The following is a 14,569-nucleotide window of genomic DNA, read 5'->3' as shown; positions in this document are numbered from 1 at the left end:
ATTTTAAATAAGGCCGGATGCCAGTCCCAAAGCAACAAGTATAAGCATAATGGCTACTATAACCTGCAGCGCCTGTATAGTTACTTTCTTCAAAAGCCTGATTCCTAGAAGCGCACCTGCAAATGCCGAGGCTGTAGCGGCAGCCAGTAACATATAATTTATACTTTGCTCCGGTGAAAAGATAAGTTTAGCATACACGCTTATACGTGTAGCATCTATCAGGCAGGCAATAACCACACCGGTTGCTATAAAAGCCTCTTTACTCAGGCCAAGCTTAATTAGAAAGGCGCTGCGTAATGCGCCTTGGTTACCTGAAAGCCCCCCAAAGAAGCCACTGAGCAAACCGCCGAACGGCAGATACTTCGGATCGAAAGATAGTTTAGCTAGACGCGGCAGCAGATCAAACAGCGCAAAGCCAATCATCAGGAGTGCCACAATTAGCTTTACTGGCGTAACATAGAATTCCTTTACACCCAAAGTATAACTTGCCAACGGCTGCCACTCCGATATAAGCGCCAACAAACCAGCCCCTGCAAAAGCAGCCACCACAGAGGGTAACCCAAATTTAAGCACTACAGTTAGTTGGGCATGCCGGCCTACCAGTGTCAGCTTAAAGAGGTTATTAAGGAAATGTACTACGGCAGTAAGCGCTATAGCCACATCTATTGGAAAGAAAAGGGCAAAAACAGGAACCAGAAGCGTACCTAAACCAAAGCCAGAAAAGAAAGTTAACCCGGAAGCCAGAAATGCAGTGGCACAGATAAGCAGGTAATCCATTTGAACTAAGCCTCGCTATGGCACCAGTTTATTGGCAGCGTCGATCATGGCCAATACTTCTCCAGGGTGCTTGCCCACACGGCCAGCCCTTTCTTTACCCAGGCGTACCATTATGATGTCCTTCTCCGGAATAACAATGATATACTGCCCTAGTATACCACGGGCATAAAACACATCCTGCCCTTTATAATCTGGGATAAGCCACCACTGATAGCCATAGAAGTTTACCTTCTCGTTATCGTTGGCATCAATTAAACCATTTGGCGTGAGAGAGGATTTAACATAAGCAGGAGGCACAATAGTATCGCCGTTCCAGATGCCATTGTGCAGGTAAAGCTTGCCAATACGTGCAAAGTCGCGGGCATTGGAGTAAAAGCAGCAGTAGGCTTTCTCTACACCTCCGCGCCTGTCCAGGCTCCACTCCGCGTCTTCCTCAGCTCCCAAGGGCTTCCAGAGTTTTTCTTCAACCAATTTACTAAGACTTTTACCAGTAGCAGCCTCTAGCACAAGCCCCAGCACCTGCGTGTCGCCGCTTTTGTAACTAAATTTTTTGCCCGGTGCCTCTACAGCCTTAAGTCCGCTGATTACTTTCTCTAAGTCTGTTCCATAGTAAGCCTCTGTTGTAACAGAAAGCGGGCTGCTGTACGATTCATCCCAGTTAAGACCAGAACTCATCCATAGTAAATGTTTTATTCTGATTTTTGCTTTATTGGCTTCTCTGAACTCAGGCAGGAAATCGGCTACTGGTTGCTCTACGCTTCTAATATGGACTTCTTTAATAGCGACGCCTACCAGCGTGCTGACTATACTTTTAGCCATTGAAAAAGAGTTGCTCTTAGACTCACTAGAATATCCGCCCCAATATTGTTCATAAAGTATAGAGTCGTTGTGGATAAGCAGAAAAGCAACAGATTCAATGTCCAGGTGCAGCTGCACAAGTTCGTCGGGGAGGCTTACTTTGTTGTATTTACTAGCTAGCGGCCAAGGCTGTGATCTTCGGGGTGCATCTATTTCACGCTGGTCAAATATATCATGATCGTCTATATCAGCAAAGTTGTAAACAACTGCCTTATACAGGTAATTTTTATCTGCCATGTGTATCCAGGATACACCTAAGACTAACAAAAGTATAGCGCCTAGGCCGAAGCGCTTTGTTTTTCTATTCATGCAACGATGTTAGAAGTCGTAACCTAAGGTGATGTAGAATTTAGGTCCCCTGCGTTCATAATCTTCCTCGCCCCAGGCAATGTCTAGTTTGCCATAAACCCCAAGCAACGTGGTACGGGCACCAAAACCATAGCCTACCAAAAATGGGTTGCGGTAGTTGATTACTGTTATCTCAAAGGGATCTACTTCTGTTGGGCTGGTTCGGCCTCCTATTACACGTGTGTTGATAGAATTGTTGCCTGTAAAGGGGTTTGAGCCATTATAAGCCGACCCTGCATCGGCGAAGGCTGTAAGCTGCAGATTACGGAAAAAACCCGACGGTATCGGACCGCTATACAAGTACTGTACTATTGGCACACGTAGCTCTGCATTTGCCAGCAAGTATTTGGTACCGTTGCGTGTATTAAAGTTAAACCCTCGGAGCGGTGTGGCATATTCCAGGTAAAAAAGATCTGCTGGGCCTTGCACCAGTATATCATTTTGCTCTGTTTCCTCATCGTCCTGAGCCAGCAGCCAGTTATCCATACCCCCGATCAGGAACTGTTTAGGTGAATTACCGAAGAAAGAGCCATAGCCAATTCTGGCAGCCAATACAATCTGTCGGTGCAGTTTTTGATAATGGCGCAGGTCAACATAAAATTTGCTAAAATTACCAGCAGAGCCATCAAATCCTCTGAGCGAAAGTATACCAGCCTTCATACGAGTACCTTCACGCATATTTACACCCGTAGATACAGAGTTGTCATATACCAGCTCCAAATTGGCTCCACCAAAGTTCACAACACTATCTGGTGTGATAAAGCTGTTAACGAAAGTAAACCGGGTGTTCACAAACTTTGGCTGAGCTCTGAGGCTGGTGCTATGGCTAAGTGGGTAAACTAATGTTGGAGAGAACTCATTTTTAGAGAACCTTAACCTTGCCCCTGTTTCAGAAACCTCTGTAAGTATAATATCTCTGCGAAACTGCATGCCCAGGTCTACCCGGTTCTTCAAGTTCATGTATTCAGCCCAAACACGACTTGTTTCCAGATCAGTTCTAATAAAAGCATTGCCCCTGATATGATGGTTTTCAAACAGATCACTCATATTTACACCGGCAACAATACCAAAGCCCAATTGCGGATCAGCGTATACAGAAGTAACAATTTCGTGCACACTAAACCGCAGATCGTAATCCAGAGGCCCGGAAATCTGAAGATTGGATGCCACTGTAGCAGGGCGCTTTACTGCAGCAGCAGAAGCCGTTTTGGTTGTATCTGTCCGAGTACCGTCTGTATCGAACTGGTAATTTTCAATGTCTATTTCGCCTTCTGCCCTAACAGGCTTTTTCTTCTGTTTTTCCGCCTCCAGTAGCTTTCGTGCTGTGGCTGCTTGTTGCGGTGCGCGTACTCTTGCCTCTAGTATGATCTGGCGTGATGTTTTGGGCAACTCCTGTAACGTGGTAGGAGCGTAGTTAGGCAGCAGGTACACAAAGTCACGTGAGCGATCCTTTGATACAAAAGCAAGCGTACTATTGCTACTTACGTAATCATAATCTTCGATGCCCTGCGTAAAGTTAGTAAGCGGCGTGCTTGTTTCTGTGCTCAGATTATACCGATACAGGCTACGGATACCGCTTTCCTCGCTCAGGTAAATAAGATTACCATCTTCGGTGGCGCGGGGCCTTAGTTCACTGGCAACAGAAGAGGTAAGCTGGCGCACGTTCACACCCTGCGGATCCATCAGGAAGATATCATAATTGTTGACCACACTCCCAAATGTAGCCGCAGGAGTAACACCTGTGGTATCTACCCAACGGTTAGAACTGAATACGATGCCTTTGCCCCCACGTAAGAAAGCAGGCTGTACATCGTCGTAAATATCTTTAGTAAGCTGCTTTTGCAGGCGGCCATTGGCACTTAACAGGAAAATATCTGTCTGCCCATCTTTAGAAGCACTTACTACAAAGTTTTGCCCATCTTCTGAGTAGCTCATGTCATACACCTGCGTAAACTGGTCTAATGTAGCGGCAGCTGTGGTCAGGTTCTCGTAAAATGGCAACAGTGAATAACGATCGCGGGCATCAACCTGGCGCAGTGTCATCTTGCCACGGCGTGCCTCTATAAAGCCTAATTGGTTATTCGATCGCCATGCCAGCACCGGTATATCATAATCGATCATCTGGTCCAGCGTCTTGTAGCCGCCACGCCACACAACCCTGTCTTTACCGGTTCGCACGTCCTGCACAATAATCCTAAAGTTACCGTTATCTATCTCGGCATAGGCTAGCAAAGTACCTGCAGGGTTTAGTGTAGGCTCAGTATATCGATGTGCATGCTTGTTTTTGTTAGACAGCCTGGCTGTTTCAGGCACAGGTATCAGCGGGTTTTCGGCGCTGGTATTTATCTGTGCATAATAATTTCTCCAATCCTCCAGAAAGCGTTTGTAAGGGATGTTTAGGCTACTTGTGATACCAATCTCTACATCGCGGGTAATGCGGGTGAGGTTAAGTATGTTTTGGATAGAAGTATAGCCGTAACGCTCCGCAATATAATTCCAGATAGACTGCCCTGTAAGCTCCGGGTCGCGGGTAAAAAACACCTGCGGATTTTGCTTTGACTCCTGCAGCATGTCGCGCATAAAGTTATCCATCCGGATGCTCCAGCCCTCTGCTGTATAGCCTGCCACACCACTTATAAACCAATCTGGCAAGCGCAGCAGGTAGCTACTTTGCAAAGCCTCTTTCAAGCTGCCGCCATACATCATATCGTTTAGCAGCAGTTCGGTAAGGGTAAAGCTAAGATCGCGCTTAAATTTTGTCTGGGTTCCTTCATAGGCCAGCTCGATCTTATTTTTCATAAACAGCGTTTCGCCGCCGGTTTGGTACTGATCGCGGTCCAGGCCGATGTTGCTCTGGCGCAAATCAGTGGTGGAGTTGTAAAGTATAAGCGTGATCTTGGAGTAGGGGTAATACCCTATAAGGCTGGTAATGCGCTTCAGCTCTTTTTCAGCGTATTCGGCAGCGTTAAGGGCTGCTTCGTTGCCTCCACTGTAAAAGTAGATATTAAAGTTCTGGGTGCTGTATAGCTGCCAGTCAAAGTTTTTATATTGGATGCGGCTCTTACCGAAAACATCCCGGCCAGGCTGTGCCTGCACAATGTTTACGTTTAGAGAGCACAGCACAAAGAGCAACAATAACCTTGTATAAAAACGCATGCGCTTAGGTTTGATGGTTCTGGTGTTTTATGTAGTCGTAATATAACGAAAAATATCTCGAAATGTGTATCTCTGGCAGTAGGTCGGTTTTACCTTCTAACGCCTCAGCAAAGTTATTTGCCAGAAAAGGCGCCATCAGCACACCCTTAGACCCCATGCCATTAAACACACTTAGTTGCTTATACTTTGGGTGTACGCCTGCCAATGGGCGTCTGTCGCGCACAGCTGGCCTTATACCTGCCCATTGGCCTGTAACCTTAAATTCTTCTGAGGTGATCTGGCTAAATCGCTCACTCAATTCTTCCTCCCCCTGCTTTGTTATCTGCTCATCGGGTTGTCGCCAGTTATAGGTTGCCCCAATTATCAGGCGTCCTTCTCCTTCAGGAACAACGTAAACGGCTTTGTTATAGATGCACGAAGGGTTAAAATTCTGTGTACGCACCTCCAGCACCTCCCCTTTAGTTGGCTGCAAGGGCAACCATCTAAAATATGGATTGTTTACTACCTGGTATCCTTCGCAAAAGATCAGGTGATTTGCCTCGATATCTTCTCTATACTTTACTCCGCTCTCTGTTAATGTAAGCTGTTCAATATCAAACCGCTCCGGCAACAACAGCCCTTTTGCTATTAATTCTTTTGTAAGCAGGTTTAATGTTGGCGCTACCTTTAAGTAGCCCCCGTGTTTAATCACGATGCCACCAAAGGGATCCTGCACAGTAGGCTGATTTATACTTTGCGTATAGGTGGCTTCAATATACTTGTTCCATCCCTCTCCGGCACTCTTTGCCATCCAGGTATTCTGCTCCTCTATCGATGAAAATATTTTATAAATCGGTTTATGTACAAACAGTTCCTGCCCGAAATGCTTCTCCAACTCATCGTAGAAGGCATCAGCAGCAGGTATAAACTCATCAGCCATCCATGATTTAGCAAAGCGTTTCCCGGCAACTGGGTTTAAGAGTCCGGCAGCCACGTTAGAGGCCGAGTTCGCTTTTGGCTCATCTATTACAAGTACACGGTGCCCCCTTTTGCGCAAAGTATAACTTAAAATGGCACCGGCCAGACCATGGCCAACAACTATAAAATCGTAATTCATAGAGGCAAGTTACGAGATGTACAGGTGAAATTCGTAACTTAGAACCCGATTTTGTGGGCCAGAAAGTAAAAACTATTAGCAATGAAAGTTACCTGCCTTACCTTTAACCCTTTTCAGGAAAACACTTACCTGCTGCACGACGATACCAACGAGTGCGTAGTAGTAGACCCAGGGTGCTATGACAAACACGAACAGGAAGAGCTGAAAAAGTATATTGCAGACAATAACCTGAAGGTAGTTCGCCTACTAAACACACACTGCCACATAGACCATGTGCTGGGAAATAAGTTTGTAGCCGATACTTACAACGTAGAGTTAGAGATACACCCAGACGATGAGCAGACTTTACGTTCTGTGCCTGCCTATGCCCCGGTTTATGGTTTCCCCATGTACGCGGAGCAGCTTCCGGCTAAGTTCTTAAAAGAAGGTGATGCAGTTAAGTTTGGCAATACTAAGTTAGAAGTGATCTTTGCACCTGGCCACGCCCCCGGACATGTGGTGTTCTACAACAAAGCCGACAAAACTGTAATAGGTGGCGATGTGCTGTTCCAGGGAAGTATAGGCCGCACCGATTTACCTGGCGGCGATTTCGACACCTTGATCCAAAGTATAAAAACAAAGCTTTTCACACTACCCGATGAGGTAACAGTTTATCCCGGTCACGGCCCGGAAACCACCATCGGCTACGAGAAAAAGTATAACCCTTTTCTGCGGTAGTATACTTACCGCCACCCTTGCATGAAAAAACATATACCAAACGCCATAACCTGCCTTAACTTGTTTTCGGGTTGCCTGGCATTATACTTTGCATTTCAGGACCAGTTGGTGTACACTGCTTACTTAGTGGGCATTGCAGCTGTCTTAGATTTTCTGGATGGCATGGTGGCACGCGTATTAGGTGCTTACTCTGAAATTGGCAAGCAGTTGGACTCACTGGCCGACATGGTTTCTTTTGGCGTTGTGCCAGGCACAGTTATGTTTAAGCTGCTGCTCAGAACCGGAGATAGCTTCTTGGGCCTCCCGATTGAAACAGTAGCTTTCCTCGGGTTTCTGCTTACCATATTTTCGGCGCTGCGCCTGGCTAAGTTTAACATAGATACCCGCCAGACCACTTCGTTTATTGGGCTGCCGACACCAGCCAACACCATTTTTATAACATCGCTGCCACTTATACTAGCCCACGGCGACCTGATGCATTACGCAGTTATACTTAACCCATGGGTACTAATTATAATAACCATACTTTTCTCATACCTGCTGGTGGCAGAGCTGCCGCTTTTCGCACTTAAATTTAAGAACCTAAGTTGGCAGGATAATTCTGTGCGGTTTATTTTCCTGATCCTCTCGGTTATCTTAGTAGTTCTTCTTCAGTTCGCAGCCATACCGTTAATTATAGTATTGTACATACTTTTATCCTTCTTCAAAAGAACACCCATCTCAGAAAGTTAACTGTAGAAAATGATATAGCATCTCGTCTGGAGCTACTTGGCCGATGATGTAAAATTACTTTATTTAACTTGCCCATACATCTAATGCTCGCATTGGTGAGCGCATGACCTTTAATTCAAAAGCAATTGCAGAGGAGCGCCTTTGAGAAAACATTCAAGACTTATTTTATGTTATTAGCTAACCCAGTAATGGAGCTTTATAACATGCCTTAAAACAGCTACTAAACCCTACTGAAATACAATAAATTAACCTTATATTTGTTACAAAGTAAAAAGAGGCTAGTTGTAGAGTTTACAGCATCTTTTTTTAAAACATTACGGTCATCAGATGGGGCAATTTCGACTCGTTTTTGCTAGCGCGTTTCTGCTTTTAAGCTTGTTAACTTTTCGCACCAATGCTCAGCAAAGTGTAAGCATAAACTGGGTAGGCTACGAAACGGTACTACCTGTAAATAATCTCCCTGATAAAGTACCTGCCTTTGAGGGTGCTACCGTAGACCCTACTGAACGATTACCTTACTACAGGTTTCGCCTTCCGCAGCACATTGAAAACCTTGCCCTTTCAGATGCAACTTACCAACCCTTCTCTCCTGAAGATCAAAAGCTATTCGGAAAGTATACATTTTCTGCTGCCGCTGAGGTGCATGTTGTAAACAGTACCGAAAACAAATCTTCGGTAGCTGTAGTAACCATTCTGCCTATTAGGCGCAACCCACAAACAAACCAGCTCGAAAAACTTACTTCCTTTAGCTACAAGTATAACCAGGCATCAGCTAGGGTAACCAATGCACGAACAGGTACTACAAACTTTGCCAGCAATTCTGTTTTAAACAGCGGCACTTGGTACAAACTGGCAGTTACAGCATCAGGAGTACATAAAATAGACAGAAGCCTGCTGCAAAGTTTGGGAGTAAATATGCAGGGTATCGATCCTAAAACTATACAATTGTACGGTAACAGTGGCGGTATGCTGCCCCAGCCAAACAACGTTAGCAGACCCGACGATTTAGTAGAAAATCACATTACGGTGACAGGCGAGGCAGATGGCCGTTTCGATGACAGCGACTTTATACTTTTTTATGCACGGGGTCCGCATACCTGGCAGTATGATGCCGCTGAGCAGCAATTTAAACACAGCTTTAACGTATACTCAGACACCGCCTTTTACTTTTTAAGAGTAGGATCTGCACAGGGCAAACGCATTAGCAGCCGCGCACAGGCAGCGGGTGCCACTCAAACCATCACCAGCTACAACGAATATCATTTTCATGAGCGCGACCTGAAAAACATGGTATTCTCGGGCCGGGAATGGTACGGCGAAGAATTTAACTCTTTTGTTTCGTCGCATACCATCAGCTTACCTGTCTCAGATATAGTAGCAGGTTCTGAAGTTAAGCTCACGGCTTTTCTGATGGCGAATGCACCTACAGAAACATCCTTCAGTATAAAAGTAAATGGCCAGACAATCGGTAGCCAGTCAATTCCATCGCGAGGCACTTATAGCTATCACCCTCAGGGCACAAATAGTTTAAAAACTTATACTTTAAATCAGCAAACGCTAGGCTCTCCGACTGCACTGGAAACTAACCTGGCTTTTAACACTGGCGGCAGTTCCACCTCGTTAGGTTACCTGAACTACCTGCAGCTTAACTACCAGCGTCAGCTCAGATTCAAAGGAGATCAAACCAGCTTCAGGTCAGTGGCAAGTATGGCTGCGCCAGTTAGTACATTCCGGATAGCCGGAGCACCAGCTGGTGCCATGGTATGGGACATAACAAACCCGGTAGCTCCTGAGCTACAACAGGCAGATGCCGGCTCAGAACTTAGCTTTAATACTGCTACCAGTACACTGCGTGAATTTGTTGTGCTGCATCCAGCTAATATTACCGTTAAGCCAATTGCAGCAGGCAAAGTAAACAACCAAAACCTGCATGCCCAGAACCTAGATGGGAACCTTGATCTGGTTATTATTACCAATCCACGTTTTTTGCAGGAAGCAAACAAGTTGGCAGAACACCGGCGCAAGCACAACGGGATGCAGGTATTAGTAGCCACAACCACACAGGTATTTAATGAGTTTTCGTCGGGTGCCCAAGATGTAACGGCTATCCGTGACTTTATGCGTATGCTGCACAAACGCAGTAACAAAAGCGGACACAACCATATGTACCTGCTGCTGTTCGGCGATGCTTCATATGATTACAAAAACCGGTTGAGTAATAATACTAATTTCGTTCCTATTTACGAATCCAGGCAGTCGTTGCACCCAATCTCCAGCTACTCTTCAGAAGATTATTTTGGCTTCCTGGATGATGATGAAGGCGAATGGATAGAATCTACATTAGGAGATCACCTGCTGGACATTGGAATTGGCAGACTACCTGTTAAAACAGTTACCGAGGCTGCTGTTGTAGTCGATAAGATAATAAATTACGATAGTCCAACACATTTCGGGAAGTGGCGTAACAGAGTAACTTTACTGGCAGATGATGGTGATTATAACGAACACCAGAATGACGCAGAGTTTCTTGCTAATTTCCTGCAGTCTAATGCTGCTAATTACAATTCCAACAAAATATACCTGGACCTTTACCGCCAGGTTTATGAGTCTAACGGTCAATCGGTACCAGATGCTGTTGCCGCTTTAGATAAAGCCATCGAGCAAGGCTCTGTTATTACTAATTATACTGGCCACGGCAATGAAGTAAGTTTGGCATCTGAGCAGGTAGTAACTATACCACGCATAAAAAGCTGGACAAACAGGGATAGATTAACTTTTCTGCTTACAGCTACCTGCGAGTTTGGCCGCTACGATAATCCGTCAGGCGTATCTGGTGCCGAGATAGCCTTGCTACACCCAGATGGTGGAGCTGTAGGTATGATTACAACAACCCGCCCTGTGTACTCAAATGGCAACCGGGTACTTAACCGCAACTTCTTTAAAAGTTTCTTTACACCTGCAGTGGGCACCAATACACGCCTCGGCGACCTAGTGCTAAGCACCAAAAATAACAGCATTACAGATAATGTGAGTGGTTCTAAAGGAGTCAATAACCGTAATTTTTCTTTACTGGCAGACCCATCACAGCAGCTGGCATCTGCAGCTCTAAGCACTGAAATAACACACATCAATAACCAACCTGTAGCTACTGACACTTTAAGTGCACTTGGCAAGATAAACTTGAAAGGCCATATAAAAGATGCATCAGGGAATACGTTCTCAGCATTTAATGGCGAGGTGCAGGTTACAGTTTATGAAAAACCAACAACATTACGCACTTTTGGAGATGAAGGAGCACCGCCTGTATCAGTAAACGTACGTGAAAGCGTGATCTACGATGGCAAAGCTACCATAAGCAACGGCTTGTTTGATTTAAGTTTTGTTGTACCCAAAGACATTGCCTACAACTATGGTAAAGGTAAAATTTCACTTTATGCCACTAACCAGGTGCAGGATGCTATGGGAGCTAACCAATCGGTAATTATTGGAGGATCAGCTAAAAACATAACTGCCGACAATACCCCTCCTACACTGCAGTTGTTTATGAACGATGAGTCTTTCGTATTTGGTGGAACAACTGACAAAGATGCGGCGCTTCTAGCTAAAATATTCGATGAAAATGGCATTAACACAGCAGGACTTGGCATAGGCCACGAAATAACTGCTATCATAGACGATAACATAAACAACCTGCTCGTGCTTAACGACTTTTATACTTCTGATCCAGACAGCTATCAATCTGGGCGTGTAAAATTCCATTTAAAAGATTTAGAACCTGGACCACACTCGGTTAGGCTAAAAGCATGGGATACCCACAACAATGCCGCAGAAGAATATATAGAGTTTGTTGTATCTAATGATAGTAAAATTGCGTTAGAGCATGTGCTGAACCATCCAAACCCATTCTCTACTAAAACCACTTTTCACTTTGACCACAACAGAGTTGGGGAAAACCTGGAAGTTCAGATTCAGATTTATACCATTTCGGGTAAATTAGTAAAAACATTAGAAACAACTAGTTATGCAAGCCCCTCACATTTGGCAGAAATATCTTGGGATGGAAGAGATGAATACAATGATGTACTAGCAAAAGGCGTTTATATTTATAAAGTGAATGTAAGATCGCAGCAGGACGGCTCAAAAATATCTAAATTCGAAAAGCTTGTGATATTAAACTAAAAACTAACTCAATATTCCTATATTTGATATAGCATTATCAACAGACACATATGTATAAAAGAAGTACTTTATTAAAAGCAGTTGCGTTCGTCTTGGCGTTTGCTTCAGCTCCTTTTGCTTTCGCACAGTCTACGGTTGGTAGCAACGCAGTAACAACTGCTGTTCCCATACTTACAGTAGCCCCTGATGCACGTTCTGCTGCCCTTGGTGATGCGGGCGTAGCAATTAGTCCTGACGCTAATGCTCCGTTCTGGAATCCTGCAAAACTTGGCTTTGTAGAGAACGACCTTAGTGTTAGTTTCTCTTATTCGCCTTGGCTTCGTAACATAGTAGATGATATGTCACTGAGCTACTTATCTGGTTACAAGAGGCTAAGTGAAACTTCAGCTTTATCTGTTTCACTTTTATACTTTGACTTAGGTGAAATACAGTTTATTGATGAAAACCGTATGCCTATACAAGATTATAATCCTAAAGAATATACCGTATCAGTTGCATATGGTCAGGCATTAAGTGAAAATTTTAGCTTAGGTATTGGCGCACGTTTTATACATTCTAACTTAGCTGGTAACGTGAATGTAGGTGGCTCTACGCAGTCTTTCGAATCTGAGCCAGGTAATACAGCAGCTGTAGATGTAGGCGTATACTATAACAAAGATCTTGGACAGTCGCTTAATCTGGCCTTGGCGGGTAACATCTCAAATATTGGCGGTAAGATATCTTACACAACTAAAGATGAAAAAGACTTTTTGCCAACAAACCTAAAGTTAGGTACTGCAGTTACATATAACTTAGATGCTTACAATAAACTTACTCTCGCAATAGATGCAAATAAATTATTAGTACCATCTCCTGGAGCAGACAGTACGCAAAGTGTGATAAGTGGCATCTTTACATCATTTGGTGACGCCGAGGGCGGATTTAGTGAAGAGCTACAAGAAGTAAACTTATCAACTGGCCTTGAGTACTGGTATAATGACTTATTTGCTGCAAGAGCAGGCTATTTCTATGAGCATCCGGAGAAAGGTGGTAGAAAATATTTCTCTCTTGGCTTAGGCCTGCGTTACCAGAAGTTTGGTATAGATGCTGCTTATCTTATACCAAATGATCAAAACAACCCATTAGCACAAACCCTACGATTCAGCATTGCGTTGAATCTAGATTAAAGAACTATAACATAAGCATGCTTGATAGAACAAAAGCTCCAGAAATACACGAAATAGATGCAGTAACTCTACAAATTGCTGAAGTAACTCATTTATCTAACGGAGCAACATTACATAGTATAATAAGCGAAACCCAGCCTGTCATCAGGCTGGATTTTGTTTTTAAGGCCGGTAAATGGTATGAGCATGAGAATGGCATATCAGACATGAGCGCCAAAATGCTTTTAGAAGGAACCGTTAACCATACTGCGAAGCAAATTGCTGAGAAAGTGGACTTTTATGGTGCTTCTCTTGATGTGAATCATGGCTATGATCGAACTGAGATAACGCTCTATTGCATGGCAAAGTATGTGCAGGAGTTACTTCCAATTGTATTGGATGTGATAGAAAATCCATCATTCCCAGAAAATGAATTCAACCTGCTGAAACAGCGCTCACAGCAAAACTTAAAGGTACAGCGGCAAAAAAACAGCTATCTCGCAACACATGCTTTTACCAAACTGATCTACGACGACAGTCACCCATACGTTTTTGGATATGGCGAGCATGATCTGGATAAGGTAAACCGAGAAAAGATCCAGCAATTTTACCAAGACCGTTTTTTAACTCAGGATTTAGAAGTATTTGCATGCGGAGCTATTGATCGATTGACGCATCAGATGTTGTCTTCTAAAATAGAAAAGTTGCAGTTAAATAATTCTACTAAAGGAGTAGAAAGAGAAAAAGAAACAAATAGATTAACAGCAAATAAGGAAGCTAAAGTTGAACTAGTGGAAATGCCCGAGAGCCTTCAGTCTTCAGTTAGGATTGGTAAAAGATTTCCACTAATGGATACCCAAAACTATCAGAAACTACTAGTGATGAATGAATTACTAGGGGGATATTTTGGATCTAGGCTAATGAAGAACATCAGAGAAGATAAAGGCTATACCTATGGCATCTACTCAGCAATGTCTCCTAAAGAAAATGACACATTGTTTTTTATCGGAACAGATGTAAAAAGTTCTGTCACTGAAGATACAATTAATGAAGTTAAGAAAGAGTTAGCAAACTTAAGAAATGAAGAAGCACCAGCAGAAGAGCTCGAAACAGTAAAAAATTACATGCTAGGTAAATTCCTTAATGATATCAATACCATTTTTGAGCAATGTGATAAATATAAGCGCATCACACTACATGGCCTTCCTCAAGATTACTATAACAACTATATAACAACTATACGAACTATTACACCTCCAGAAGTAAGAGCAATGGCACAAGAATATCTACAAGAGCAAGATTTAACAATAGCTGTTGCAGGTAAGTACTGTTAGAAATAAAAGAGAAAATTAATATTTAATAAGGAGCCTATAAACGAGGCTCCTTATTTTTTTGCAAAACATTCATTGCAGTTATGATTATGAATGAATGTTCCCAATGAATATCTAGTCTATATTTTAACTAAGTAATAGCTACTATTGAATATAATTAAATATATACTGTTGCAATAGCAAACGATTTAAAGTATATAAAAATATATTCAAATTACAGAAGGCATAAC

The 14,569-nt window shown here is 43.4% G+C and carries 9 protein-coding genes; 5 read left to right on the top strand and 4 right to left on the bottom strand.

Annotated features, from left to right (window positions below):
• Positions 1–3: 3 nt before the first annotated feature.
• From WG943_RS20415 to WG943_RS20400, 4 genes are read right to left on the bottom strand one after another with little or no spacing between them, the layout of a single operon-like run.
• Positions 4–777 (bottom strand): TSUP family transporter, encoded by a 774-nt coding sequence (locus WG943_RS20415; RefSeq protein WP_340411815.1) that lies wholly within the window; start codon positions 775–777, stop codon positions 4–6.
• Positions 778–792: 15 nt separating this feature from the next.
• A complete protein-coding gene (locus WG943_RS20410) occupies positions 793–1,944 on the bottom strand; it encodes a serine hydrolase domain-containing protein (protein WP_340411813.1) in 1,152 nt (383 codons plus the stop codon).
• 9 nt (positions 1,945–1,953) lie between these two features.
• The gene (locus WG943_RS20405; RefSeq protein WP_340411812.1) at positions 1,954–5,139 is read right to left on the bottom strand and encodes a hypothetical protein; all 3,186 of its coding nucleotides are present in this window, start codon (positions 5,137–5,139) and stop codon (positions 1,954–1,956) included.
• Between the two features lie 4 nt (positions 5,140–5,143).
• On the bottom strand, positions 5,144–6,235 hold the full coding sequence (locus tag WG943_RS20400; RefSeq protein ID WP_340411810.1) for an NAD(P)/FAD-dependent oxidoreductase: 1,092 nt from the start codon (positions 6,233–6,235) through the stop codon (positions 5,144–5,146).
• A gap of 81 nt (positions 6,236–6,316) precedes the next feature.
• Here WG943_RS20400 and WG943_RS20395 point away from each other — a divergent pair, with 81 nt between their 5' ends.
• From WG943_RS20395 to WG943_RS20375, 5 genes are all read left to right on the top strand, one after another.
• Positions 6,317–6,952 carry an MBL fold metallo-hydrolase gene (locus WG943_RS20395; RefSeq protein ID WP_340411809.1) on the top strand — a complete coding sequence of 212 codons (636 nt, stop codon included), beginning with the start codon at positions 6,317–6,319 and terminating at the stop codon, positions 6,950–6,952.
• Between the two features lie 21 nt (positions 6,953–6,973).
• A complete protein-coding gene (gene pssA / locus WG943_RS20390; RefSeq protein ID WP_340411808.1) occupies positions 6,974–7,684 on the top strand; it encodes a CDP-diacylglycerol--serine O-phosphatidyltransferase in 711 nt (236 codons plus the stop codon).
• A 327-nt stretch (positions 7,685–8,011) separates the two neighbouring features.
• Positions 8,012–11,863: a type IX secretion system sortase PorU gene (porU, locus tag WG943_RS20385; RefSeq protein WP_445323658.1), complete on the top strand. Its 3,852-nt coding sequence runs from the start codon at positions 8,012–8,014 to the stop codon at positions 11,861–11,863.
• 92 nt (positions 11,864–11,955) lie between these two features.
• Positions 11,956–13,029, top strand: a complete 1,074-nt coding sequence (gene porV, locus WG943_RS20380; protein ID WP_340411806.1) for a type IX secretion system outer membrane channel protein PorV — start codon at positions 11,956–11,958, stop codon at positions 13,027–13,029.
• Between the two features lie 17 nt (positions 13,030–13,046).
• Entirely contained in the window at positions 13,047–14,342 is a 1,296-nt protein-coding gene (locus WG943_RS20375; protein ID WP_340411804.1) for a M16 family metallopeptidase, read from the top strand.
• Positions 14,343–14,569 lie beyond the last annotated feature (227 nt).

The sequence above is a fragment of the Pontibacter sp. H249 genome (genome assembly GCF_037892465.1).
Classification (GTDB): Bacteria; Bacteroidota; Bacteroidia; order Cytophagales; family Hymenobacteraceae; genus Pontibacter.
The sequence above is the reverse complement of the archived record's forward strand: the minus strand, read 5'-3'. Positions and strand labels throughout refer to the sequence as shown.

Coding starts and splice junctions, on each gene's coding strand:
- WG943_RS20405 (WP_340411812.1), bottom strand. CDS start 5,139: ATGCGTTTTTATACAAGGTTATTGTTGCTCTTTGTGCTGTGCTCTCTA.
- pssA (WP_340411808.1), top strand. CDS start 6,974: ATGAAAAAACATATACCAAACGCCATAACCTGCCTTAACTTGTTTTCG.
- WG943_RS20415 (WP_340411815.1), bottom strand. CDS start 777: ATGGATTACCTGCTTATCTGTGCCACTGCATTTCTGGCTTCCGGGTTA.
- porU (WP_445323658.1), top strand. CDS start 8,012: ATGGGGCAATTTCGACTCGTTTTTGCTAGCGCGTTTCTGCTTTTAAGC.
- WG943_RS20395 (WP_340411809.1), top strand. CDS start 6,317: ATGAAAGTTACCTGCCTTACCTTTAACCCTTTTCAGGAAAACACTTAC.
- WG943_RS20375 (WP_340411804.1), top strand. CDS start 13,047: ATGCTTGATAGAACAAAAGCTCCAGAAATACACGAAATAGATGCAGTA.
- WG943_RS20410 (WP_340411813.1), bottom strand. CDS start 1,944: ATGAATAGAAAAACAAAGCGCTTCGGCCTAGGCGCTATACTTTTGTTA.
- WG943_RS20400 (WP_340411810.1), bottom strand. CDS start 6,235: ATGAATTACGATTTTATAGTTGTTGGCCATGGTCTGGCCGGTGCCATT.